This window comes from Saccharopolyspora pogona, assembly GCF_014697215.1.
GTDB classification, from domain to species: domain Bacteria; phylum Actinomycetota; class Actinomycetes; order Mycobacteriales; family Pseudonocardiaceae; genus Saccharopolyspora; species Saccharopolyspora hattusasensis.
The window spans coordinates 5,076,952-5,100,440 of sequence record NZ_CP031142.1; the positions used below are offsets into that span (position 1 = coordinate 5,076,952).

A 23,489-nucleotide genomic window follows, 5' to 3' on the forward strand; every position below is an offset into this window, starting at 1 on the left:
TGACAAGGAGGTCCGGATGCGCGCCGCCGTGCACACCGCCGCGAACCAGCCGATGCGGATCGAGGAACTCGCCGATCCCCGGCCGAAGGCCGGCGAGGTCGCCATCGACGTGCGATCCTGCGGTGCCTGCCACACGGACCTGCACGTGCTCAAGGGCGAACTGCCGTTCCCGACGCCGACCGTGCTCGGGCACGAGGTGGCCGGCGTGATCGCCGAGGTCGGGCCGGGCGTCAGCGGGTTCGAGGTGGGCGACCGGGTGGTGACCAGCTTCATCATGCCGTGCGGCCAGTGCGAGCAGTGCGCGCGCGGCAACGAGGAGATCTGCCAGAGGTTCTTCGAGTTCAACCGCGGCAGGGGGCGGCTCTACGACGACGAGACCCGGCTGTTCCGGCCGGACGGCGAGCCGGTCTGGATGTACTCGATGGGCGGCCTGGCGGAACGCTGCGTCACGCCCGCGACCTCGGTCTACCGCGTGCCGGACGGCGTGGAGCTCAGCGACGTCGCTTCGGTGGGCTGCTCGACGATGACCGCGTACGGCGCGTTGCGCCACGCGGCGAACGTGCACGTGGGCGACACCGTGGCGGTGGTCGCGGCAGGCGGCGTCGGTTCGGCGCTGATCCAGCTGGCGGCGGTGTTCGGCGCATCGTTGATCATCGCGGTGGACATCAGCGAGGAGAAGCTGGCTGGGGCGCGGAAGCTCGGCGCGACGCACGCGGTCAACTCCGCAGAAGTCGACGCACCAGCGGCGATCCGCGAGCTGACCGGCGGGCGCGGCGTGGACGTCGCATTCGAGGCGCTGGGCGCGGTGCCGACCTTCAACATCGCCCGGGACTCGGTCGTCGAGGGCGGGCAGGTCGTGGTCGTCGGCATCGCCGCCAGGGGCACCACCGGGGAATTCGACCTGGCCACCATCGCCCGGCGGAAGCTGCAGATCAAGGGCTCCTACGGCGCGAAGCCGCGGCGCGACATGCCGGTCCTGCTCGACCTGGTGGCCCGCGGCCTGCTCCGCCCCCAGGACGCGATCAGCCGCCACTACCCCTTCGAGCAGGTCCAAGGGGCCTACGACGCGCTCAAGCGAGGCGAAACCGTCGGCCGAGCCGTCATCGATATTGGCTAGCGCTCATCCGCCCAGGTTCGGCGTCAGCGGGAGGTCCTGGCGAAGAGGACTCCGGCGATCACCAGGGCCCCGCCGAGCAGGGTGTTCCAGCCGACCGGTTCCGCGAGCAGGACCCCGCCCAGCGCCGTCGACCACAACGGTGTCAAGTACGTGACAGTCGATGCGATGGTCGACCCGGCCGCGCGGATCACCCGCATGTTCAGCAGGAACGCGAGGCCAGTGCCCACCGCGCCCAGCAGCACCAGGGATCCGAACGCCGTCGCGCCAGGCCACGCGGGCACCGACCCGACGACCGCGGCCGCCAGCGCAAGTTGGGTCGTGGCGCAGGTGAGTTGCACGGCCGTCAGCGCGGTCGCCGACTCGGCGCGGCCGGAGAAGAACCGCCTGGTGTAGGCGAATCCGGCGCCGTAGCAGGTGGTCGCGGTCAGGCAGGCGAGGCTCCCGACCAGCACCCCGCCGCCGACACCGCGCCACACTCCGAGGACCACCAGCGCCCCGCCGAAGCCGATCAGCAGGCCCACCATCCGGCGCGCGGTCGGCTTCTCCTGCGGGACGAGGAGGAGGACGAAGACGAGCGTGGTCAACGGGGTCGTCGCGTTCCAGACCCCGGCCAGCACCGAGCTGACGTGCGTCTCGCCGTAGGCGAAGAGCGTGAACGGCACGGCGTTGAGCAACAACGCCACCACCGCGGCGTGCCCCCAGGTCCGGGGATCGTGCGGCACCGGAACCCGCTGCGCGGCGCATACCAGCCACAGCGCCACGGCGCCGAAGAGGCAGCGCCACCCAGACCGGTGCGACACCGGCGTCGACGGCGACCTTGATCAGCACGAAGCTGGATCCCCAGATCGCGGACAGCAGGACGAAGCCCGGTAACCACCGTTCGGTCCCGCGCTCTGCGGACTCAACCAGTCGCTCGGCCATGCCACCACCTTGTCTGTCGCCGCCGCCGTTCTCCGGCGGATTTCCGCCATCGCACAAGACCGGGCATCATGAGTCAAACAAGCAGATCTGACCCATCGATGAGGATTTCTCATGTCGATCAACATCGCGCAGCTCCGCGCGTTCCTCGCGGTGGCGGACGAGGGCGGGTTCAGCGCGGCGGCCGACGCGCTGCGGATCAGCCAGTCCGCGGTGTCCCACGCCGTGGCCGCGCTCGAGAAGTCGCTGGGCTGCCGGGTACTGGTGCGCCAGGGGAAACCCCGGCCGACGGCGTTCGGCGAAACCATCCTCGAACACGCCCGGACCGCCGTCGCCGCGACCGACGCCATCCGCGTGCTCGCGGAGCATCGGGACGGGCGTCCGACCGGCCCGCTCCGGCTGGCCGCGCCGCCGACCGTCTGCCAGGGGCTGCTGCCCGAGTTGCTGGCGCGCTGGCGGGACGAGTTCCCGCAGCTGAAGATCCGCGTCTTCGAAGGCGAGGACGACGAGGTCGCCGACTGGCTGGCCTCGGCGACCGTCGAACTCGCGGTGCTCGTGGATCCGCCGCCGGGCGACGGGGTGCCGATCGGCGAGGACCGCTTCCACGCGCTGCTACCGCACGACCACCCACTGGCCGACCAACGCGAGATCGACCTCCGCGACCTCGACGACGCCCCGTTCTTGCTGTCCTGCGGCGGCTGCGAGCGGCATGTCCGCGACGCCTACCGCCAGGCCGGGGCCCGGCTCGAACCCGCCCACCGCATCCGCGAGGTCGGCACGTTGTTCGCCATGGTCCGCGCCGGTGTGGGGATCTCGGTGGTCCCGGGCCTGGCCGAGCCGATGCTCGACGCCAGGCTCGTGCTGGTCCCCTTGCGCCAACGCGTCACCCGCAGTCTCGTCCTCACCGGGCCGCTGACCAGGCCCTGGCACCCGGCCGCTTCGGCACTCGTCGAAGCGCTCCGCCGCTAGCTGCCCGTGAGTACTTTTCGGCGCTGTGGCACCGAAAAGTACTCACGGGACGCGCAACGTTCAGTCGGTCTGTTCCGGCGGGTAGCCCGGCGGGTGGCCGAGCTGGTCGTAGAGCTGCCCCTCCCGCATGCGGCGGGCGACGTCGCGGCGCAGGTAGAGGATGTAGCCCCACACCACCGCGAAGACCGCACCCATGATCCCGACCGCCGGGTGCACGAAGGCGCACAGGATCATCGCGCCCTGCAGCGCGAGCGCGACGCCGAGTCCCCAGGGGCGGCGCTGCACGAACGCGGCCGCCAGCATCAGCACCGAAAGCACCGTGACGATGACGAAGCCGATGCTGGAGACGCCACCGCCGAGCTTCCCGACCACCGGCAGCGCGAGCATGAACGTGATGAACTCCAGCACCAGCGTGCCCGCCATGATCCCGCGCAGGCCCTTCCACGGGTCGCGCACGCCGGGCGGTGCCTCGGGCAGGCCCTTTTCCGGTTCGGGTTTCGACTGATCGGTCACGACGGCTCCCGTATCTTGCGGATCGCTCATGCCGGCTCCTTGCCGAACAGGGCGCGCGCCTCGCCCGCGGTCACCACGGACCCGGTGATCACCACGCCGCCACCGGAGACCGACTCGCCCGGTTCCTCGGTCTCCTCGGCCAGCTGGATCGCGGTCTCGACCGCGTTGTCCAGCCGGGGTTCCACCACGATCCGGTCTGGTCCGAAGATGTCCTTGGCCACGCCCGCGAGTTCGTCGGGATCCATCGCGCGGGGCGAGGAGTTCTTGGTCAGCACGATCTCCTCGACCACCGGCTCCAGTTCGGCGAGGATGCCGCGCGCGTCCTTGTCGCCGAGCACGCCGACCACGGCGACCAATCGGCGGAAGGAGAACTCCGAGCTCAGTGCGTCGGCGAGGGCGCGAGCGCCGTGCGGGTTGTGGGCCGCGTCGATGAGCACGGTCGGTGCCGCGCGTACCCGCTCCAGGCGTCCCGGGGTGACGACGCTGGCGAAGGCTTCGCGGACCCGCTCGACGTCGAGCTGCCGGTCCGCACCGGCACCGAAGAACGCCTCGACGGCCGCTAGCGCGAGCGCGGCGTTGCGCGCCTGGTGTTCGCCGTGCAGCGGCAGGAAGATCTCGTCGTACACGCCGCCCAGGCCTTGCAGCCGGAGCAGTTGGCCGCCCACCGCGACGGTCCGGGACAGCACCCCGAACTCCTGGCCTTCACGGGCCACGGTCGCGTCCACTTCGGCGACCCGCTCCATGATCACCTTCTGCGCCTCGGCGGGCTGCGCCGCCACGACGGCGATCGAACCGGGCTTGATGATCCCGGCCTTCTCCTTGGCAATCCCTGCCAGGTCGGTGCCGAGGTACTCGGCGTGGTCCAGCGCGACCGGGCAGACGACCGCGATCTTCGCCTCGGCGACGTTGGTCGCGTCCCAGCTGCCGCCCAGGCCGACCTCGATCACCGCGGCTTCCACCGGGGCATCGGCGAAGGCCGCGAACGCCATGCCAGTGAGCACCTCGAACTTGCTCATCCGGACGTCGCTGCGCGAGTCCACGATGGACACGTACGGGGCGACGTCCCGGTACGCCTCGACGTAGCCCTCGGGGCTGATCGGCGCGCCGTCGATGCTGATGCGCTCGGTGGCCAGCTGCAGATGCGGGCTGGTGTAGCGGCCGGTGCGCAGCCCGAGGCCGCTCAGCAGCGCGTCCGTGATGCGCGAGGTCGACGACTTGCCGTTGGTGCCGGCGATGTGCACGACCGGATAGCTGTGCTGCGGGTCGGCGAGCAGCTCGGTGAGCGCCCTGATCCGGTCGAGCGACGGTTCGATCTTGGTTTCCGGCCAGCGTTCGTTGAGCTCGGCCTCCACCACGCGTAGCTCCTGCAGCGCGGCGGGATCGGTGCCGGACAAGTGCTCACTCCCCTGCGATTTCTCGACTGGGCACGACGAATGTCGAGGTCAGTCTACGTCTCGACGTCGGGCGGGCCGTCGAAGACCCGTTCGGCGGCGGTGGTCGAGCGGCCCGGCGGGCGAGATCGGCGAGCGGCGGCCCCGTTCCGAGGGCCGCGTGCCCTATCGCGAGCCTCACTCAGGTTAGGCATGGCTAACTAATGCAACCGTTGAGCGTGGACGCACCAACCTGGCGACGCGAAGGATGAAGCCGGCACACCGGACTGCTCAACCACCCTGCGGGTATTCCGCCGGGAGCGGATATCGCCGCATTTCGCCCGGGTCATCCTGGACCGCGGGGACGTCGAGAAGTTCCGGTACATGGGCTTCGACCAGTGGTTCCGGCTGTATGTTCTGCGGCTACTGGCGGAAGCCGTGACCGGCGCAAGCGGGCTGAACCGGTGCCCGGTGACCGATCAGGCCTCCGGCAGCGCGGCCAAGCGCGCGTTGATGCGGGCGATGTCGGCGTGCGCCGTTTCGCGACGGGCCTTGATCTTGTCCACCACGTCGGCCGGGGCCTTGTCCAGGAACGCCTGGTTGTTCAGCTTCTTGTCGGTGCCCGCGAGTTCCTTCTCCGCCGCGGCCAGGTCCTTGGCCAGCCGCTTGCGTTCGGCGACCACGTCAACGGCGCCGGAGAGGTCCAGCTCCACCGACACGTTGCCGCCGGTCAACCCGACCTCGATGGACGCCGACGAGGTGAACACGTCGGCCGGCTCGGTGACCCGGGCCAACGCCCGCACCGCGGGCACGTGGTCGGCCAGGCCCTGCTCCACGACGCCGCCAAGCTTGGCCGCCACCCGCTGACCCGGCTTTAGCCCCTGGTCGGACCGGAACCGCCGGATCTCGGTGATCAGCTTCTGCGCCGCGGCGATCCGCTCCGCGGCCGCCTCGTCGGCAGCCGCCCCGGACACCTCCGGCCAGTCCGCGATCACCACGGACTCGCGGCCGGTCAACGCGGTCCACAGCGTCTCGGTGATGAACGGAATGGTCGGGTGCAGCAGTCGCAGCAGCACGTCGAGCACGTACCCGAGCACCTCGCGGGTGCGCTCCGCCCGCTCGGCAGCGTCCTGCGGGACACCCGCACCCGGTCGCTGGTCATGGGCAGGCGAAGAATTATCGCCCATGCCAGCTCCAGAAGCGTCCAGCTGGACCTTGGACAGCTCCAGGTACCAGTCACAGAACTCGTCCCAGGTGAAGTGGTAGAGCACCTCGGTGGCCTTGGCGAACTGGAAGTCCTCCAGCAGTTCGTCCACATCGGACACCAACTGGTCGGCCCGGTCCAGGATCCACCGGTCCGCGTCGGTGAGTTCGCCGCGGTCGGCCAGCCGCTCCGGCACCCGCGCGCCGTTCATCATCGCGAACTTGGTGGCGTTGAACAGCTTCGTGCAGAAGCTGCGAGACGCCGCCACCCACTCCTCGCTGATCGGCGAGTCGGTGCCGGGGTTCGCGCCGCGCGCCAGGGTGAACCGCAGCGCGTCGGTGCCGTAGGTGTCCATCCACACCAGCGGGTCGACGGTGTTGCCCGCGGACTTCGACATCTTCTTGCCGTGCGCGTCGCGGACCATGCCGTGCAGCGCGATGACCCGGAAAGGAACAGCGCTCGACGGCTCATGATCGCCCATCGCGTAGAGGCCGAACATCATCATCCGGGCGACCCAGAAGAACAAGATGTCGTAGCCCGTGACCAGGACGCTGGTCGGGTAGAACTTCCGCAGGTCCGTGGTGTCCGCCGGCCACCCCATCGTGGAGAACGGCCACAGGCCCGATGAGAACCAGGTGTCCAGCACGTCCTCGTCCTGGTGCCAGCCCTCGCCGGTCGGCGGCTCCTCGTCCGGTCCGACGCAGACGACCTCGCCGTTCGGCCCGTACCAGATCGGGATGCGGTGGCCCCACCAGAGCTGCCGCGAGATGGCCCAGTCGTGCAGGTTGTCGACCCAGTCGAAGTAGCGCTTGGTCATCTCCGGCGGGTGCACCGCGACCCGGCCATCGCGCACCGCGTCGCCGGCGGCCTTGGCCAGCGGGCCGACCTTGACGAACCACTGCAGAGACAGCCGCGGCTCGATCGGCTCCTTCGACCGCGAGCTGTGCCCGACACTGTGCAGGTACGGGCGCTTCTCCGCGACGATGCGGCCCTGCTCGCGCAGCGCCTCGCGGACGGCGACGCGGGCCTCGAAGCGGTCCATGCCGTCGAACTGCGTGCTGGTGTGGGCGATCCGGCCCTGCTCGTCCATGATCGTCAGCATCGGCAGGTCGTGCCGCTTGCCGATCTCGAAGTCGTTCGGGTCGTGCGCCGGGGTGACCTTGACGGCACCGGTGCCGAACTCCGGGTCGACGTGCTCGTCGGCGACGACCGGGATCTTGCGACCGGTCAGCGGGAGCTCGATCTCGGTGCCGACGAGGTGCTTGTAACGCTCGTCGTCGGGGTGCACCGCGACGGCGGTGTCGCCGAGCATCGTCTCGATCCGGGTGGTGGCGACCACGATCGAGTCATCGCCGTCGCCGTACCGCATGGAGACGAGCTCGCCCTCGACCTCCTTGTGCTCCACCTCGATGTCGCTGATCGCCGAGCGCATCTCCGGCGACCAGTTGACCAGGCGCTCCGCCCGGTAGATCAGGCCGTCGTCGAAGAGCTTCTTGAAGATCGTCTGCACCGCGCGGGACAGCCCGGCGTCCATGGTGAAGCGCTCGCGGGTCCAGTCCACGCTGTCCCCGAGGCGGCGCATCTGGGACAGGATCGCCCCGCCGTGCTTCTCTTTCCACTGCCACACGCGTTCCAGGAACGCTTCGCGGCCCAGGTCGCGGTGGTCGATGCCCTCCTCGCGGAGCTGGCGCTCCACCAGCGCCTGCACCGCGATGCTCGCGTGGTCCATGCCGGGCAGCCACAGCGCTTCGTAGCCCTGCATCCGGCGGCGCCGGGTGAGGATGTCCATCAGGGTGTGCTCGAAGGCGTGCCCGATGTGCAGGCTGCCGGTGACGTTCGGCGGCGGGATGACGATCGAGAACGGCGGCTTGTCGCTGTTGGCGTCGGCGACGAAGTACCCGGCAGCTACCCAGCGCTCGTACAGCTCGGCCTCTACGTCGGCCGGATTCCAGGTCGACGGAAGTTCACGGGGCTGGGCGGCATGGGTCTGTGTCACGCACCGGATTCTACGAGTGTCTGTTCAGCGCGTTTTCCGGGCATTAGGCTGCGCCGCGACCAGCATCCGTTGTGACTCCCGACACCTCGGCGATGCCGGTCTGTGAATGGTGTCGCACGCTATTGCCATGTCGCGTGGAGCCCCAGAACAGGACATCGACGAGAACGCCCTCCGAGTCGGTCAGCCCGGCCACGCCGCGGCGGGCGTGAAGGGCGTGCTGGTCTCGCTGCAGCGCAGTTGGGAACAGATGGGCCTGGCCCGGACCGCCCGGACGTTGCCGCTGCTGAACCAGCGCGCGGGCTTCGACTGCCCGGGCTGCGCGTGGCCGGACCCGCGCGAGGCCGAGGGCGACAAGCGCAAGATCGCGGAATTCTGCGAGAACGGCGCGAAGGCCGTGGCCGAGGAGGCGACGACGCGGCGGGTCGGGCCGGAGTTCTTCGCCCGCCACCCGGTCGCCGAGCTGGCCGGCAAGACCGACTACTGGCTGGGCCAGCAGGGGCGCCTGACGCAGCCGATGATCCTGCGCGACGGCGACAGCCACTACCGCCCGATCGGCTGGGGCGAGGCGTTCGAGGTGATCGCGGCGAACCTGCGCGGGCTGGCTTCGCCCGACGATGCCGCGTTCTACACCTCGGGCCGCACCAGCAACGAGGCGGCGTTCCTCTACCAGCTGCTGGTGCGCAGCTTCGGCACGAACAACCTGCCGGACTGCTCGAACATGTGCCACGAGTCGTCGGGGTCGGCGTTGACCGAGACCATCGGCATCGGCAAGGGCTCGGTGTCGCTGTCCGATGTGGAGCACGCGGACCTGGTGCTGGTGGTGGGCCAGAACCCGGGCACCAACCACCCGCGGATGCTGTCGTCGCTGGAGAAGGTCAAGCGGCGCGGCGGGCGGATCATCGCGGTCAACCCGCTGCCGGAGACCGGCCTGATGCGGTTCAAGAACCCGCAGAACGTGCGCGGCGTGATCGGCGACGGCACCCAACTGGCCGACGAGTTCGCACAGATCCGCATCGGCGGCGACCTGGCGCTGTTCAAGGCCCTCAACGCGCTGGTGATCAAGGCGGGGGCGGTGGACCAGGACTTCATCGACACCCACACGCACGGCTTCGCCGAGTTCGCCGCCCAGGCCACCGACGTCGACTGGGCGGCCACCGCCGAGGCCACCGGGCTGGCCCGCGGGCAGATCGAGCGGATCGCGGAGATGCTGATCTCGTCGCAGCGCACGGTGGCGTGCTGGGCGATGGGGCTGACCCAGCACAAGCAGGGCGTCGCAACCATCCGCGAGGTGGTCAACCTACTGCTGCTGCGCGGGATGATCGGCAAGCCCGGCGCCGGAGTCTGCCCGGTCCGCGGCCACTCGAACGTGCAAGGCGACCGGACGATGGGCATCTGGGAGAAGATGCCGGAGAAGTTCCTGGACGCCCTGGAGCGCGAGTTCGGGGTGCCGGTGCCGCGCCACCACGGTCTGGACACAGTGGACACCATCCGGGCCATGCAGTCCGGCCGGGTCAAGGCGTTCCTGGGGATGGGCGGGAACTTCGTGTCCGCGACGCCGGACACCGACGCCACCGCGCAGGCGCTGCGCGGCTGCGAGCTGACGGTCCAGGTGTCCACGAAGCTCAACCGCTCGCACGCGACCCCGGGCCGGACCGCGCTGATCCTGCCCGCGCTCGGCCGCACGGAACGCGACGTGCAGGACGGCGGGGAGCAGTTCGTGACGGTCGAGGACTCGATGTCGGTGGTGCACGCCTCGCGTGGGCGGCTCGCCCCGGCGTCCGAGCACCTGCTCTCGGAGGTCGGGATCATCTGCCGGCTGGCCCGCGAGCTACTCGGCCCGGACCATCCAGTGCGCTGGGAGTCCTTCGAGCGCGACTACGACGTGATCCGCGACCACATCGCGCAGGTGGTGCCCGGCTGCGCGGACTACAACCGCCGGGTCCGCGAACCGGACGGTTTCGTGCTGCCGCACCCGCCGCGCGACAGCCGCACCTTCCCGACTGCGACGGGCAAGGCGAACTTCACGGTGAACGTCCCGGAGCCGATCCGGGTGCCCGCCGGGCGCCTGCTGCTGCAGACGCTGCGCAGCCACGACCAGTACAACACCACGATCTACGGCCTGTCGGACCGCTACCGCGGCGTCGAGGACGGCCGCCGCGTGGTGCTGGTCAACCCCGAGGACATCGCGGAACTCGGCTTCGCGGCGGGAGATCTGGTGAACCTGATCTCGGAGTGGACGGCGGCGGACGGCTCGCTCGAAGAGCGCCGGGCGGACCGCTTCCGGATCGTCGCTTACTCGACGGCCAAGGGTTGCGCGGCGGCCTACTACCCGGAGGCCAACCCCCTGGTCCCGCTGAACTCGGTGGCGGAGAAGTCCAACACCCCGGTCTCCAAGGCCGTCATCATCCGCCTGGAACGGGCCTGACCTGTCGCTGGTGCCGACCGCTGTCGCCAACAGCGATCAGTTGAAACACGACCAATCCCCCGCCACGGGACAGTGTGTTATGTCGTAATTCCGGAACCCCACCAACCCCCGAATGCCACTCCGCGACCGGGATCATGCACACGAGCCATCGCAGCCCTTGGATCGATCTTGCTTCTCTCTCAAGAGCAATGATCAACCAAGGGCTGCACTCGTGATCAACTGGACCCCCGGCACCCAGCCCAAAGGTTAAAACTCAAGGTAATCGGCCGTGAGTAGTTGTCGCATGATCATCTGCGTCGGGCTCCACGACGGATCCAGCCACCTCGCCAGGACGAGAACGGTCACTGTGGAAGCACCTGCCGGTGCCGCTTTCAGTACGCCGGTGAGACGCGCTAGCAGCATTGCCAGAGGAAGCGGCCTTGGCCGGTTTTCTCGTCGAGGAAGGCGTAGGCGACACCCGCGTCGCCCAGGTTCATGTCGAACGGTTCGTCCGCGCTGTCCAACTGCGCCACGAAGCGCCAGGTGCCGGGTTCGTCCGGCCACTCCTCGCCCTGCAGCCAGCCCGGTTCGCCCCAGAGGCGGCTGCGCAGCAGGTCGTTTTCGTCGTCGGTGGCGGCGTCGGGGTCGTGCGGGGTGAGTTCCGCTCGGTGGTCCGGGCCGAACGTGGGGCCGCGGCGGATGCTGGCCACCTGGTAGAAGTCCGCCGGTTCGCCGGGCTGGGCGAAGAAGGCGTTCTCGCCGCCGGCCGGGTCGTAGGTGCCGTCGACGAATTCGCCGGGATCGTCCTCGGTCATGAACAGGTAGCCGAGCCGGACCTCCTCGCCCGGCAGGCGGATCTGGCCGATGAACCGCATCGGCCGGCCGGTGCTCGCCGACAGCGGCCAGGTCGGTTCAGCCAGCCAAACCGGCTGGCCGCCGAACTTGGTGACCGGTTCGGTGATCAGCTCCGGCGCTTCCACGAAGCCCAGGTTCTGCCGATCGGGCGGGGTGCTGGTGGCCATCACATTCCTCACTGTGCGGGGTGCGCGACCGACGTTAGCGCCACCACCCACCCCCGCGGGAGCTGATCGGGCTGAAACGGTCCACCCAAACCGACCGACGCCCGCGGTCTACAGCTGGCGCAGGGCTCCTCTCCGTCGACCGACGATTCCGCCCCCGGTGACCTGGGTCGCCAGCGGCGACAGGAGGTATGCGATCACCCTCGCAACGTCGTCGGGGGTGCCGGGGCGGCCGCTGGGCAGGCGCCGCACGTCCCGGACAAAGTGGTCGACCGCTTCTTCCACCGGCAGCCCGAACTGGTCCGCCAGCTGCGCCGCGAAGCCTCCCGGCGCGCCACAACCAGGTTCGGGTGGGCCCGGGCGCGATGACGTTGGACCGCACGCCCTTCGGCCCGGACTCGGCCGCCAGCACCTTGGAGACCGACAGCATCGCGGTCTTCGAGCCGCGTAGTCGACCAATGGCGCGTCCGGGAAGCGCGCCGCTTCGCTGGTCACGTGCACGAGGCCGCCCTCGCCCCGGTCGAGCAGGGCGGGCAGGGCCGCTCGGGTCATACGGATCGCCGAGTGGAGGTTGAGCTCGAAGGTCTGCTTCCACTGCTCGTCGGCGACGTCCAGGAATCCGGTGCGCGACTGCCACGCCGCCCACGTTGTTCACCAGTCCGTCCAGGCGGCCGTGCCGCGTCAGCGCGGTTTCGACGACCCGCTCGGCGACGTTCGGGTCGGTGATGTCCGCCGCCACCGCGCTGATCCCGCTGCCGAGTTCGCAGATCCCGTGCGGTTTTCGCGCCACACCAACGACTTTCGCGCCTTCGGCGGCCAGCAGGCGGACCGTCGCCGCACCGATCCCCGCGGATGCGCCGGTCACCACGAACACCCTGCCGGTCAGCTGCAGATCCATCAGAACCCTTCACGGAATGACCCGGCGCTCGCGCAGGTCGTCGAAGATCTCCAGGAACATCGCCTCGGTGTCGACGAACTCGTGGAACCCGAACCGGCGGGCCTTCGAGCCGTCGGCGAACATGTCGTAGTCCCAGGAGAAGACGAAATCGCCGAACTGCCAGGACGACACCTCCTGGAAAGTGTGCGGCTTCAGGTCGTGCTTGGCGACCATCTCCTGCCACAGCGGCGCCTTGTCGGCCATCACGTCCAGCAGCGACATCGGCAGCGGGTCCGCGACGTCCAGCCCGAAGTGCGCGGCGATCTTCGGCCACAGCTCGCGCCAGCGGAACAGGTCGCCGTTGTTGATGTTGAAGGCCTGGTTATCGGCCCGCTCCGAGGTGGCGGCCCACACCGTCGCCTTCGCCAGCAGCCCGGCGTCGGTCATCTCCAGCAGCGAGTCGTAGGCGCCGGGCTTGCCCGGGAACCGCAGCGGCAGGCCGAGTTCCTTCGAGATGGCCGCGTAGACCGCGATCACCATCGCCAGGTTCATCGGGTTGCCGAGGGCGAAACCGGCCACTACCGACGGGCGCAGCGCCGTCCAGGTCCAGGCCTTGCCCACCTGGCGCTGCTCCAGGAACTGTTGCTGGGAGGCCATGAACTCGGGCGGCATCGGCCGGGCGTCGTTCTCGCGGGCAGGAGTCTTGAACGGGCCGAGGTGCGCGCCGTAGACCTTGTAACCCTGCATGAGGCTGATGTGCCGCAGGCCGGGCGCGGCGGCCTCGATCGCGTCGACGACGTTGGTCAGCATCGCCATGTTCGGCGGGACGAGTTCCGCCCAGGTCGGGCGGTCCTGGTAGGCGGCGTAGAAGACGTGCGTGACGCCGGTCAGGTCGCGCAGCTTCCCCCGGGTGTCCTGCGGATCGAGCAGGTCGACGGCCACGTACCGGACCCGGCCGTTGTTCTCGCCGCCGCGCCGGGAAAGCCCGACGACCTCCCAGTCGGGCAGCGTGGCCAGGTGCTCGACGAGGTTGCGGCCGATGACCCCGTTCGCCCCCACGACCAGGGCGACCTTCGTGTTGTGCTCCATGCCGACAACAATCGTCGCGCCCGACCGATAAGTCCAAGGCTTGTACTTTCTATTAGTGATAAGTTCTGTTCATGCCAACGCTGCGACAGTTCGAGTACCTGGTCACGGTGGTGGCAGAGGGCTCGTTCACCCGCGCCGCGGAACTCCTGCACGTCACCCAGCCCGCGCTGTCGCACCAGGTGCGAGCGCTGGAGCGGGAGGTCGGCGGCCCGCTGCTGGAACGCCTGCCGCGCGCGATCCGGCTCACCCCGATGGGCCGCGCGATGCTGCCGCACGCCCGCGCGGCGCTGGCCGACGCCGAACGGGCGCGGCTGGCCGCCCGCCAGGTGTCCGGGCTGGAAAGCGGCGAGTTGCGGCTCGCCACGGTGTATTCGCTCAGCCTCGGCGTGCTGCCGCCGGTGCTGCGCGCGTGGCGCCGAGCGCACAGCGGTGTCCACATCAGACTCTTCGAGCACCGGCACACCGACGAGCTCCGGGCGGCGATGACCGCCGGGCAGGCCGATCTGGCGGTGGGGCCGCCACCATCCGATTGGGACGGTCCGGTCCACACCCTGGGTGTGGAGGAGTTTGTCGTCGTGCTGCCGCCGGATGATCCGGCGGCCGGCGAGGGCGCGACGCGCATCGACCTCGCAAAGCTGGCCGATCAGGGCTGGGTGCACTACGGCCCAGCGAACGGCCTTGCCGACGTGCTGGAACAGGCGTGCGCCGGGGCCGGATTCCAGGCGAAGGCCGCAATCCGCACCGAGCAGACCGCGGCGGCCCCGATGCTCGCCGCCGCCGGGCTGGGCCCCGCGCTGGTTCCGGCGAACATCATCCCGCGCCGCTTCGACGGAAAGCTGCTGCGCCCCGACCCGCCCGTGCACCGAACCCTGACCGCCTATACGCGCAGCAGCCCGGACCCGCTCACAGCAGCCTTCGTCGACACCCTCACCCGCAAGGCCGCGGTCCTCCCCGAGCACGTCCGCCGCTGCCTCGCGGGATAGCGGGTTGAAGCGAACGGACTGCTCGCCTCTTCTATCGGCACGAACAGTCCGTTCGCTTCAAAAAGACATCCCCGAACGAGTGGTCCGGCCCCCGGAGTCAGCCGGTGAAGAGCTGGGTGACCTTCTGGACGAGTTCGTACACGCCGTAGGCGAAGGGCACTCCGACCCACGCCCACGCGAAGAGGAGCAGTCCCCGGCGGTTCATCGCGCACCTCCCGTGGCCGGTTCATGGAACCTGGGGTTGACCGGCCGCACCAGTTCGTTGGCCACGAACCCGACGACAAGCAGGCCGATCATGATGTACAGCGACGTCGTGTACAGGTCCGGCCCGGTGGCACCGGCCGCCTTGCGGACATCGGCGATCGCGTTGACGATCAGCGGCCCCAACACGCCGGCCACCGACCACGCGGTGAGCAGCCGACCGTGGATCGCGCCCACCTCGTAGCTGCCGAACAGGTCCTTCAGGTAGGCGGGGATCGTCGCGAAACCGCCGCCGTAGAACGAAAGGATCAGCATCGCGAACAGCACGAAGACTGGGACCCCGGTCGCCCCGAACAGCATGATGCCCAGGTACAGCAGCACCCCGCCGCCGAGGTAGAGCCGGTAGATGTTCTTGCGCCCGAGGGTGTCCGATGTGGACGACCAGATGAAGCGTCCGGCCATGTTGGTCAGCGAAAGCAGCGCGACGAACCCGGCCGCGGCGCCGGTCGCAACCGGTGTCGAGCTCTCCGCGAAGAAGCTGACGATCATCGGCGAGGCCTTCTCCAGGATGCCGATCCCGGCCGTGACGTTGCAGCACAGGACAACCCACAGCAGCCAGAACTGCGGCGTGCGCACCGCGTTGCGGGCCGCCACGTTCGCCGTGGTGATCAGCGGGCGGGCCACCTGCTTCGGCGCCGCCGCAGGGCGCCAGTCCGGCGGCGGCACCCGCACCAGCGCCACGCCCAGCGACATGAACACCCCGTAGACCAGCCCGTGCACCAGGAAGGTCAGCGCGATCCCGGACCGACCGGTGCCGAAGGCCTCCAGCATCTGGGCCGACCACGGCGAGGCGATCAGCGCGCCGCCGCCGAAGCCCATGATGGCGATGCCGGTCGCCATGCCCGGCCGGTCCGGGAACCACTTGATCAGCGTCGATACCGGCGAGATGTAGCCGATGCCGAGCCCGATCCCGCCGACGAATCCGTACCCAAGCACCACCAGCCAGTACTGGCCGAGCGAAACCCCGAGCGAGGACAGCAGGAATCCCAGCGAGAAGCAGGTGGCGGACACCGCCATGGCCCACCTCGGGCCACGGCGTTCCACCAGCGTCCCACCCAGCGCGGCGGACAGCCCGAGCATCACGATGCCCAGCTGGAACGGGAGCGCGCTAAGCGTCCCGGACAGGCCGAGGGCTCCTTCCAGCGGCGGCTTGAAGACGCTCCAGGCGTAGACCTGCCCGATGGACAGGTGCACCGCGAGGGCGGCGGGCGGAACCAGCCACCGGTTCCAGCCAGTGGGTGCGACGATTCGAGTGGGAGCGAGCAGGTCTGCGACCATGGGACCTCCCCGGCGCGGCGTTGATCACAGCGCGGCTGAGCATACTGTGTACAAGCCATCCGAATGAAGCGCGTTTCGCCGACGCAGCCTGGCAGGGAGGGCCCGATGGGACGCGTAACCATGCGACGACCGGTGCTGAAGATCGCTGCCGACGGCGCCCGGACCAGGCCGGACACCCTGGCCGCCGAGGAGCCGCTGGAGATCCGGGTCAACGGCGCCCCGCTTTCGGTCACCATGCGCACGCCCGGCCACGACATCGAGCTCGCGCACGGGTTCCTGCTGACCGAGGGCGTCATCCACGACAAGGACCAGCTGTCCACGGCCCGCTACTGCGACAGCCCCGGGCCGGACGGCCGCAACACCTACAACGTGCTCGACATCCTGCTCGCGCCCGGCGTGCAGCCGCCGGACGCATCGGTGACGCGCAACTTCTACACCACCTCGTCCTGCGGGGTGTGCGGCAAGGCCGCGCTGGACTCGGTCCGGCTGAGCACCCGCCACTCCCCCGCCGACGACCCGCTGACGCTGGAACCCACCACCCTCATCGAGCTCCCCGGCCGGTTGCGGGCCGCCCAGCGCGTCTTCGACACCACCGGCGGGCTGCACGCGGCAGGCCTGTTCGAGTCCGACGGCGAGGTGCTCGTGGTGCGCGAGGACGTCGGCAGGCACAACGCGGTCGACAAGGTCCTGGGTTGGGCCCTGCTGGCGGACCGGGTGCCGTTGACCGGGTGCGTGCTGCTGGTGTCCGGCCGGGCTTCGTTCGAGCTCGTGCAGAAGGCCGCGATGGCCGGGGTGCCCGCGCTCGCTGCGGTGTCCGCGCCATCGTCGCTGGCCGCGGACCTCGCGGCGGAGCAGGGCATGACGTTGATCGGGTTCCTCCGCGGCCGGTCCATGAACGTCTACACCGGAGCCGAGCGCATCGTGACGAAGGACATCGCCTGATTGCGCCCCATCCGGTTGGTGGCGGCACATGCCGTTGGCACGATGAGAGCGAACGGTCAACCGGGAGGGTGCATGGGCGACGGTGATTCGCGCGGCCGCATGCTGAGTCGGCGCAGCGTCCTCGCCGCCGGTGTTGCCGGGCTCGGCGCGTTGGGCGTCGGGCTGAGCGCCGACCTCGACTCGCGCGCGGCGGTGCCGCTGGCCGAGGCGTCGGACGTGTCCGTGGAGCAGGTGTACTCGCAGGCCCGCAACTGCCCCGTCCATCTCGTCACGATGTACCCGAAAGGCGTTGCGCGCGACGGACTTCCGGTCTGCCTGATGCTGCACGGCCGGTTCGGCGACGCGCGCAAGTCGGCGGGCGGGCTGCCGAACTGGCTGTCCGACTCGGTCGCGGCCGGCCGCATCCCGCCGTTCGCGTTCCTCGCAGTGGACGGCGGCGGGAACAGCTACTGGCACCGGTGGCCCGGCGATGATCCGATGTCGATGTTGCTCGACGAAGTGCCGCGCTGGCTGGCAGAACGCGGCCTCGGCGGCGAAGGCGGCCGACCGTTCGCGGCCGCCGGCATCTCGATGGGCGGCTTCGGCGCGCTGCTCTACGCCCGCCGCCGCCGCGAGCAGGGCAACCCCCTGTCGGCCGCCGCCGTGGTCTCCCCGGCGCTGATCACCAGCTGGCAGGAGATGAGCAAGCGGCGGGCCTTCGCAAACGAGGCGGAGTGGGCGGAGATGGACCCGCTCCGCCACATCGGCGCGCTCGGCGACGTCCCGCTGGGCGTGTGGTGCGGCACCGAGGACCGCTTCATCGACGGCACCCGCCGCTTCATCCGCGCCGCCCAGCCCGAGTACGCCTCGACCACCCCGGGCGGCCACAGCAGCCGCTACTACCGCAAGGCGCTGCCGGAGCTCGTCGATTTCGTCGGCACCCAGCTCGCCCGCTCAAGCGACAGGTGAAGGACTCAGACCAGGCGTAGGCGTTCCTGGGACGGGCCCGCGGTGTAGGTGTCCGTGTCGAAGCGGTCGTTGAGCGGGACCGTGCCGTACAGGGACCAGCGCAGCACCGCTGGCCACGGACCGTAGCCGGCGTCGGTGTTGAGATGCCCGCCGTCGAGGATCACGTCCACCTCGACCTGCAGGTCCTCGGCCAACGCGTGCGCCTGGTACATCGACAGGTAGGGGTCGCCGGTGCCCACCACGAGGCGGGTGATCCCGGCGGCCCGGCGCAGCGCCGAGGCGTCCGCCGGGTAGGGCGTGATGCCCTGGGCGCCCGGGTGCTGCCAGTCCCGGGCCGGCGGGGACACGAGCAGGACCTGGTCCGCGCGCCGGGACCGCCCGGCGATCGTCGCCGCGTGGTGCAGCCACAGCGCCACCCCGCAGGAATGGGCCGCGACGACCAGTTCGGCTTCCGGCGGCACGGCCTCCAGCCGCTCCCGAAGCACCGGCAGCCAGTTCTCGAGCATCGGCCGGTCGGGGTCGGGCAGGGCCGGCAGGTCCACCTGGACGCCCTGCTCCCGGAGCTGCCCGGCGAGCCACTGCTGCCAATGCCAAGGGCCGGAACCGGTCATTCCGTGAACCAGCAGGACATGCATCTCGCTCATGGCACCGCTCCCGGAGAAACGTTGGTCTGGTCGCACCCAATGATCATCTAACCCCGATGGATCCGCAGGCCGCGACCGGTACCCACCGATCCGGTCATATTCAAGACCACGGGCGGCGCCCACCCGAGGAGCAGCCCGAAGGGCACCGCCCTCGGCACCCTTCGCAACGACTCGTCAACCGCTGAACGCGCTCGCGACGCGAAGGCCCGCGCAGGGGACATCACCGCACGACTGCTGCGACACCGACCCAGCTGGCCTCAGGCGGACTTCTCGCGGCGCTCGCGACGAGTGGCCTGGCGGGCGACGATCGTCGGGTTGACGTTCTCGCGCACCGTCTGCTCTGTGATCACGACCTTGGCCACGTCCGAACGGCTCGGGATGTCGTACATCACCGGCAGCAGGACCTCTTCCAGGATCGCGCGCAGCCCGCGGGCACCCGTGCCCCGCAGGATCGCCTGGTCGGCGATGGCCTCCAGCGCGGTCTTGGTGAACTCCAGCTCCACGTTGTCCATCTCGAACAACCGCTTGTACTGCTTCACCAGCGCGTTGCGCGGCTCGGTGAGGATCTGCACCAGCGACGGCTTGTCCAGGTTGGTGACGCTGGCGACCGTAGGCAGCCGGCCGATGAACTCGGGGATCAAGCCGAACTTGATCAGGTCCTCGGGCATCACATCGACGAAGTGGTCGGTGGTGTCGATCTGGTTCTTCGACCGCAGCTCCGCGCCGAACCCGACGCTGTGCTTGCCGACCCTGTCCTCGACGATCTTCTCCAGCCCGGCGAACGCGCCCGCCACGATGAACAGCACGTTCGTGGTGTCGATCTGGATGAACTCCTGGTGCGGGTGCTTGCGACCGCCCTGCGGCGGCACGCTCGCGGTGGTGCCTTCCAGGATCTTCAGCAGAGCCTGCTGAACGCCCTCGCCGGAGACGTCGCGGGTGATCGACGGGTTCTCGCTCTTGCGCGCGATCTTGTCGACCTCGTCGATGTAGATGATCCCGGTCTCGGCCCGCTTCACGTCGTAGTCGGCCGCCTGGATCAGCTTGAGCAGGATGTTCTCCACGTCCTCGCCCACGTAACCGGCCTCAGTGAGTGCGGTGGCGTCGGCGATCGCGAACGGGACGTTGAGCATCTTGGCCAGCGTCTGGGCCAGGTAGGTCTTGCCGCAGCCGGTGGGCCCGAGCATCAGGATGTTCGACTTGGCCAGTTCGACGGCCTCTTCACCGCGGCTCTCCCGGCGCTCACCGGCCTGGATGCGCTTGTAGTGGTTGTAGACCGCAACCGCCAGGTTCCGCTTCGCCGGGTCCTGCCCGATGACGTACTGGTCGAGGAACTCGTGGATCTCGGCCGGCTTCGGCAGCTCGTCGAGCTTGACCTCGCCCGCCTCGGCCAGTTCCTCCTCGATGATCTCGTTGCAGAGATCGATGCACTCATCGCAGATGTACACGCCGGGGCCGGCGATGAGTTTCTTCACCTGCTTCTGGCTCTTCCCGCAGAAGGAGCACTTCAGCAGGTCGCCGCCGTCACCGATACGTGCCATGACCGCTGACCCCGTCCCCTCCGGCGCGCCGTCCAGTAGCGCGCCTGACCGTATGTGCCTCCGACGGTACCTGTCGTTCCCCGTGTTCGGGGAGACTCACAGTGTCCGCCATGGCCGAGCGTGGTGTGACCAGCACCGCGTTCGGCGTGTCGTGGACAACGGACGGGCGTGGCGAGTCCGCCACTATCCGGCCGTCCGCCCACTTCTACCAGGTGCGCGACCGCGCACTGCGGTATCGGGCGGTTGCTTCATCCCGCAACCGGCATCGCGACGCTTGACGCCGCGTGCGCGGAAGCCGCCGCAAGCGGCGCAGCCGCTTGGCCCACCCTCGCAACCGGCACCGCCGCGGGTTCTCAGAGGCCTTCTCGCGAGGACAGCCCCGACGTGGCGTGTTGGGTCATACACGAGTCGGGGATCCCGGAGTCGAGAAAGCCTCTGAGGTTCCGCTACTCGCACCGCTGCTCAGGACGAGCCGTGCATTCTTCTGAATCAGGACTTCTGCGCCGACAGCTTCCGGTAGGGCAGGACCTCGTCGATGATGCCGTACTCGGCGGCCTGCTCGGCCGTGAGGATCTTGTCCCGGTCGATGTCGTCGCGGACCTGCTCCTGAGACCGGTTGGTGTGCTTCGCCAACGTGGTCTCCAGCAATTCGCGCATCCGCTGCACCTCGGCGGCCTGGATCTCCAGGTCGGAAACCTGGCCGTAGATGCCCTCGACCGACGGCTGGTGGATCAGGATCCGCGAGTTCGGCAGCGCCATCCGCTTGCCCTTGGTGCCGGCGGCCAGCAGCACCGCCGCGGCCGAGGCCGCCTGCCCGAGGCAGATGGTGCGCACGTCCGGCCGGACGTACTGGATGGTGTCGTAGATGGCCATCAGCGCGGTGAACGATCCACCGGGCGAGTTGATGTACATCTGGATCTCGCGGTCCGGGTCGTCGGACTCCAGGAACAGCAACTGCGCCATCACGTCGTTGGCGGACGCGTCGTCGACCTGGACGCCGAGGAAGATGATGCGTTCCTCGAACAGCTTGTTGTAAGGGTTCGACTCCTTGACCCCGTACGCGGTGCGCTCGACGAACGAAGGCAGCACGTACCGGGACTGCAGAGACTGATAAGGGTTCACGACAGGTGACTCCTCGTTGCTAGGTCCGGGCGGGATGATCAGCTGCTCGGAAGGTTCGCGGCACTCGCCACGTGGTCCACGAACCCGTACTCGCGGGCCTCCTCCGCGGTGAACCACCGGTCGCGGTCCGAGTCCTGAGTGATCTTCTCCACCGTCTGACCGGTCTGCGCCGCGATCAGCTCGGCCATCTCCTTCTTGTGCCTGGAGAACATCTTGGCCTGGATCTCGATGTCCGAAGCCGTACCGCCGAGACCGGCCGACGGCTGGTGCATCATGATCCGCGCGTGCGGCAGCGCAAACCGCTTGCCCTGGGCGCCCGCGGACAGCAGGAACTGTCCCATCGAGGCGGCCATGCCCATTGCCACGGTGGCCACGTCCGGCTTGATCAGCTGCATGGTGTCGTAGATCGCCATGCCCGCCGTCACCGAGCCACCCGGCGAGTTGATGTAGAGCGAAATTTCGCGGTCCGGGTCCTCCGCCGCCAGCAGCAGCAGCTGCGAGCAAATCTGGTTCGAGATCGAGTCCTCGACCTGGGAGCCGAGGACGATGATGCGCTCCCGCAGCAGCCGCTCGTAAACCGAGTCGTTGAGCGAGAGCCCGTTCGTCCCCGTCCGCATGGACGGCGACTGCGTGTCGGACGCCGGAACAGTCAGGTGCTGCGTCACGTCTCCCTGCCTTCTCCCACAATGGGCCGTTGTCCACCGGGGCCACTTCGGCCACTCCGCCCACTTCCACAGTGGACCGCGCCCCGGCGATGTCCTGCTTCCCTCTCGGGTGATCCGCTACAACCGACCCTAACGAACGTGGACGGCACCAGCTTCCTAGTACCGCCCACGTTCGCTTAGAGCATGCTATTCAATTGTCCGGTCGAGAGGCGGGTCACTCCGCCTTCGCGGCCTCGGCCGGCTCGGCCTGCTCGGACTCCTGCGGGCCGAACAGCTCGTCGAGGTCCAGCTCGTTGCCGGCCTCGTCGGTGACGGTGGCCTGGCGCACGACCGAGAACAGCGCCTTGCTGCGGCGCACGTCGGCGTACATGGCGCCGAGCTGGCCCGACTGCTGGGCCTGCTGAACGAACTGGTCCGGGCTCATGCCGAAGCGCTGGGCTTGGTAGATGATCCGCTGGGTGAGCTCGTCGTCGGAGACGGACACGTCCTCGGCGTCGGCGATGGTGTCCAGCACCAGCTGAGTCTTGACCGCCTTCTCCGCCTCGGCGCGAGTCTCGGCATCAAACTCCTCGCGGGTCTTCTCCTGCTGCTCAAGCCACTCTTCGAAGCGCGCCTCGTCGTGGTCGAACGGGTGCAACGCGTCGTGCTGGCGCGCCTCGATCTCCGACTCGACGATCTTCTCCGGCAGCGGCACCTCGACGGTCTCCAGCAGCGCGTCCAGGACGTTGTCCCGGGCCTCCATGCCCTGCTGCATCTTCTTGACCCGGCCCAGCCGCTCCCGCAGGTCGGCGACGAGCTCCTCGACGGTGTCGAACTCGCTGGCCAGCAGGGCGAACTCGTCATCGGCCTCGGGCAGCTGGCGCTCCTTGACGGAGTTGAGCGTGACCGAAACCTCGGCGTCCTTGCCGGCGTACTCACCGGCCACCAGCTTGGTGGTGAACGTCTTGGTGTCGCCCTCGCTCGCGCCGATCAGCGCGTCGTCGATGCCCTCGATGAGCTGGCCGGAGCCGATCTCGTAGGACAGGCCGCTGGTCTTGGCGTCCTCGACGTCCTCGCCGTCGACGGTGGCCGACAGGTCGATGCTGACGAAGTCGCCCTCCTGCGCGGAGCGCTCCACCCCGGTGAGGGTGCCGAAGCGGGCGCGCAGCGAGTCGAGCTGCTCGGTCACCTCGTCCTCGGTGACCACGACGTCGTCCACGCTGACCGACAGCTCACCGAAGGCGGGCACGGTGATCTCGGGACGGACGTCGACCTCCGCGGTGAACGCGATCTCCGCGCCGTCCTCGATCTTGGTCACCTCGATGTCCGGGGTACCGAGGGTGCGCACCTCGCTGCTGTTGACCGCCTCCAGGTACTTGGCCGGGACCGCTTCGTTGACGACCTCGTCGAGCACGGGGCCCCGACCGATGCGGCTCTCCAGCACCCGCGCCGGGACCTTGCCCGGCCGGAAGCCGGGGATGCGGACCTGCTGGGCGAGTGCCTTGTACGCGCGGTCGAAGTTCGGCTTGAGCTCGTCGAACGGCACCTCGACGTTGATCCGGACGCGCGTCGGGCTCAGGTGCTCGACGGTGCTCTTCACGTGGTCTCCTAGTGCGAACGTGCTTGATTCCCGGCGCTGCCAACGGGCGCGGC

General features: G+C 69.3%; 21 protein-coding genes and 3 pseudogenes. 8 read left to right on the top strand and 16 right to left on the bottom strand.

What is annotated here, in order from left to right; translation table 11 throughout:
• Positions 1-16: 16 nt before the first annotated feature.
• Positions 17-1,117: a zinc-binding dehydrogenase gene (locus tag DL519_RS23300; RefSeq protein ID WP_190817911.1), complete on the top strand. Its 1,101-nt coding sequence runs from the start codon at positions 17-19 to the stop codon at positions 1,115-1,117.
• Between the two features lie 23 nt (positions 1,118-1,140).
• Here DL519_RS23300 and DL519_RS23305 read toward each other — a convergent pair whose 3' ends face one another.
• Positions 1,141-1,917, bottom strand: a complete 777-nt coding sequence (locus DL519_RS23305; RefSeq protein WP_223839440.1) for a DMT family transporter — start codon at positions 1,915-1,917, stop codon at positions 1,141-1,143.
• A gap of 232 nt (positions 1,918-2,149) precedes the next feature.
• Between DL519_RS23305 and DL519_RS23310 the strand changes: the two genes are divergently transcribed.
• Positions 2,150-3,004 (top strand): LysR family transcriptional regulator, encoded by an 855-nt coding sequence (locus tag DL519_RS23310; RefSeq protein WP_190817913.1) that lies wholly within the window; start codon positions 2,150-2,152, stop codon positions 3,002-3,004.
• Between the two features lie 60 nt (positions 3,005-3,064).
• Here the strand turns inward: DL519_RS23310 and DL519_RS23315 are convergent, their stop codons facing one another.
• Positions 3,065-3,547: a DUF4233 domain-containing protein gene (locus tag DL519_RS23315; RefSeq protein ID WP_190817915.1), complete on the bottom strand. Its 483-nt coding sequence runs from the start codon at positions 3,545-3,547 to the stop codon at positions 3,065-3,067.
• Complete coding sequence (folC, locus tag DL519_RS23320; RefSeq protein WP_190817917.1) at positions 3,544-4,911, bottom strand: bifunctional tetrahydrofolate synthase/dihydrofolate synthase; 1,368 nt, start codon at positions 4,909-4,911, stop codon at positions 3,544-3,546. Before folC ends, DL519_RS23315 begins: the two co-directional genes overlap by 4 nt.
• 327 nt (positions 4,912-5,238) lie before the next feature.
• Between folC and DL519_RS50285 the strand changes: the two are divergent.
• Positions 5,239-5,376: pseudogene (locus DL519_RS50285) on the top strand (hypothetical protein); the annotation flags it as partial.
• On the opposite strand, the gene DL519_RS23330 reads toward DL519_RS50285, so the two are convergent.
• Positions 5,367-8,087, bottom strand: a complete 2,721-nt coding sequence (locus DL519_RS23330) for a valine--tRNA ligase (RefSeq protein ID WP_190817919.1) — start codon at positions 8,085-8,087, stop codon at positions 5,367-5,369. The pseudogene DL519_RS50285 and the gene DL519_RS23330 overlap by 10 nt on opposite strands.
• 127 nt (positions 8,088-8,214) lie before the next feature.
• Between DL519_RS23330 and DL519_RS23335 the strand changes: the two genes are divergently transcribed.
• Complete coding sequence (locus DL519_RS23335) at positions 8,215-10,512, top strand: FdhF/YdeP family oxidoreductase (protein WP_190817921.1); 2,298 nt, start codon at positions 8,215-8,217, stop codon at positions 10,510-10,512.
• Positions 10,513-10,904: 392 nt separating this feature from the next.
• Here DL519_RS23335 and DL519_RS23340 read toward each other — a convergent pair whose 3' ends face one another.
• The 5 genes and pseudogenes from DL519_RS23340 to DL519_RS23350 all read right to left on the bottom strand — a co-directional run bounded on the left by DL519_RS23340 (position 10,905) and on the right by DL519_RS23350 (position 13,476).
• Positions 10,905-11,513 carry a YwqG family protein gene (locus DL519_RS23340; RefSeq protein WP_190817923.1) on the bottom strand — a complete coding sequence of 203 codons (609 nt, stop codon included), beginning with the start codon at positions 11,511-11,513 and terminating at the stop codon, positions 10,905-10,907.
• A gap of 34 nt (positions 11,514-11,547) precedes the next feature.
• Positions 11,548-11,970 carry an SDR family oxidoreductase gene (locus tag DL519_RS50290; protein WP_449619147.1) on the bottom strand — a complete coding sequence of 141 codons (423 nt, stop codon included), beginning with the start codon at positions 11,968-11,970 and terminating at the stop codon, positions 11,548-11,550.
• Positions 11,964-12,131, bottom strand: a pseudogene (locus tag DL519_RS50295) (SDR family NAD(P)-dependent oxidoreductase); the annotation flags it as partial. The gene DL519_RS50290 and the pseudogene DL519_RS50295, both read right to left, overlap by 7 nt.
• 25 nt (positions 12,132-12,156) lie before the next feature.
• A pseudogene (locus tag DL519_RS50300) lies at positions 12,157-12,408 on the bottom strand (SDR family NAD(P)-dependent oxidoreductase); the annotation flags it as partial.
• Between the two features lie 9 nt (positions 12,409-12,417).
• On the bottom strand, positions 12,418-13,476 hold the full coding sequence (locus DL519_RS23350) for an SDR family oxidoreductase (protein ID WP_190817925.1): 1,059 nt from the start codon (positions 13,474-13,476) through the stop codon (positions 12,418-12,420).
• Positions 13,477-13,547: 71 nt separating this feature from the next.
• On the opposite strand from DL519_RS23350, the gene DL519_RS23355 reads away from it, so the two are divergent.
• The gene (locus tag DL519_RS23355; protein WP_190817927.1) at positions 13,548-14,459 is read left to right on the top strand and encodes a LysR family transcriptional regulator; all 912 of its coding nucleotides are present in this window, start codon (positions 13,548-13,550) and stop codon (positions 14,457-14,459) included.
• A gap of 97 nt (positions 14,460-14,556) precedes the next feature.
• Here the strand turns inward: DL519_RS23355 and DL519_RS50740 are convergent, their stop codons facing one another.
• Complete coding sequence (locus tag DL519_RS50740; RefSeq protein WP_433881485.1) at positions 14,557-14,664, bottom strand: MFS transporter small subunit; 108 nt, start codon at positions 14,662-14,664, stop codon at positions 14,557-14,559.
• Positions 14,661-15,998, bottom strand: a complete 1,338-nt coding sequence (locus DL519_RS23360; protein WP_190817929.1) for an OFA family MFS transporter — start codon at positions 15,996-15,998, stop codon at positions 14,661-14,663. Before DL519_RS23360 ends, DL519_RS50740 begins: the two co-directional genes overlap by 4 nt.
• 105 nt (positions 15,999-16,103) lie before the next feature.
• On the opposite strand from DL519_RS23360, the gene fdhD reads away from it, so the two are divergent.
• Together fdhD and DL519_RS23370 are read left to right on the top strand one after the other, a co-directional pair.
• A complete protein-coding gene (gene fdhD, locus DL519_RS23365) occupies positions 16,104-16,940 on the top strand; it encodes a formate dehydrogenase accessory sulfurtransferase FdhD (RefSeq protein WP_190817932.1) in 837 nt (278 codons plus the stop codon).
• A 72-nt stretch (positions 16,941-17,012) separates the two neighbouring features.
• On the top strand, positions 17,013-17,888 hold the full coding sequence (locus tag DL519_RS23370; protein WP_190817934.1) for an alpha/beta hydrolase: 876 nt from the start codon (positions 17,013-17,015) through the stop codon (positions 17,886-17,888).
• 5 nt (positions 17,889-17,893) lie between these two features.
• On the opposite strand, the gene DL519_RS23375 is transcribed toward DL519_RS23370, so the two are convergent.
• Positions 17,894-18,532, bottom strand: a complete 639-nt coding sequence (locus tag DL519_RS23375) for an RBBP9/YdeN family alpha/beta hydrolase (RefSeq protein WP_190817935.1) — start codon at positions 18,530-18,532, stop codon at positions 17,894-17,896.
• A gap of 257 nt (positions 18,533-18,789) precedes the next feature.
• The gene (gene clpX, locus DL519_RS23380) at positions 18,790-20,070 is read right to left on the bottom strand and encodes an ATP-dependent Clp protease ATP-binding subunit ClpX (protein WP_190817937.1); all 1,281 of its coding nucleotides are present in this window, start codon (positions 20,068-20,070) and stop codon (positions 18,790-18,792) included.
• A 101-nt stretch (positions 20,071-20,171) separates the two neighbouring features.
• On the opposite strand from clpX, the gene DL519_RS23385 reads away from it, so the two are divergent.
• On the top strand, positions 20,172-20,348 hold the full coding sequence (locus tag DL519_RS23385; protein WP_190817939.1) for a hypothetical protein: 177 nt from the start codon (positions 20,172-20,174) through the stop codon (positions 20,346-20,348).
• 211 nt (positions 20,349-20,559) lie between these two features.
• Here DL519_RS23385 and DL519_RS23390 read toward each other — a convergent pair whose 3' ends face one another.
• From DL519_RS23390 to tig, 3 genes are all read right to left on the bottom strand, one after another.
• Positions 20,560-21,192 carry an ATP-dependent Clp protease proteolytic subunit gene (locus tag DL519_RS23390; protein WP_168586969.1) on the bottom strand — a complete coding sequence of 211 codons (633 nt, stop codon included), beginning with the start codon at positions 21,190-21,192 and terminating at the stop codon, positions 20,560-20,562.
• Positions 21,193-21,230: 38 nt separating this feature from the next.
• Positions 21,231-21,857 (bottom strand): ATP-dependent Clp protease proteolytic subunit, encoded by a 627-nt coding sequence (locus DL519_RS23395; RefSeq protein WP_190817940.1) that lies wholly within the window; start codon positions 21,855-21,857, stop codon positions 21,231-21,233.
• Positions 21,858-22,071: 214 nt separating this feature from the next.
• Positions 22,072-23,436: a trigger factor gene (tig, locus tag DL519_RS23400; RefSeq protein WP_190817941.1), complete on the bottom strand. Its 1,365-nt coding sequence runs from the start codon at positions 23,434-23,436 to the stop codon at positions 22,072-22,074.
• Between the last annotated feature and the right edge of the window lie 53 nt (positions 23,437-23,489).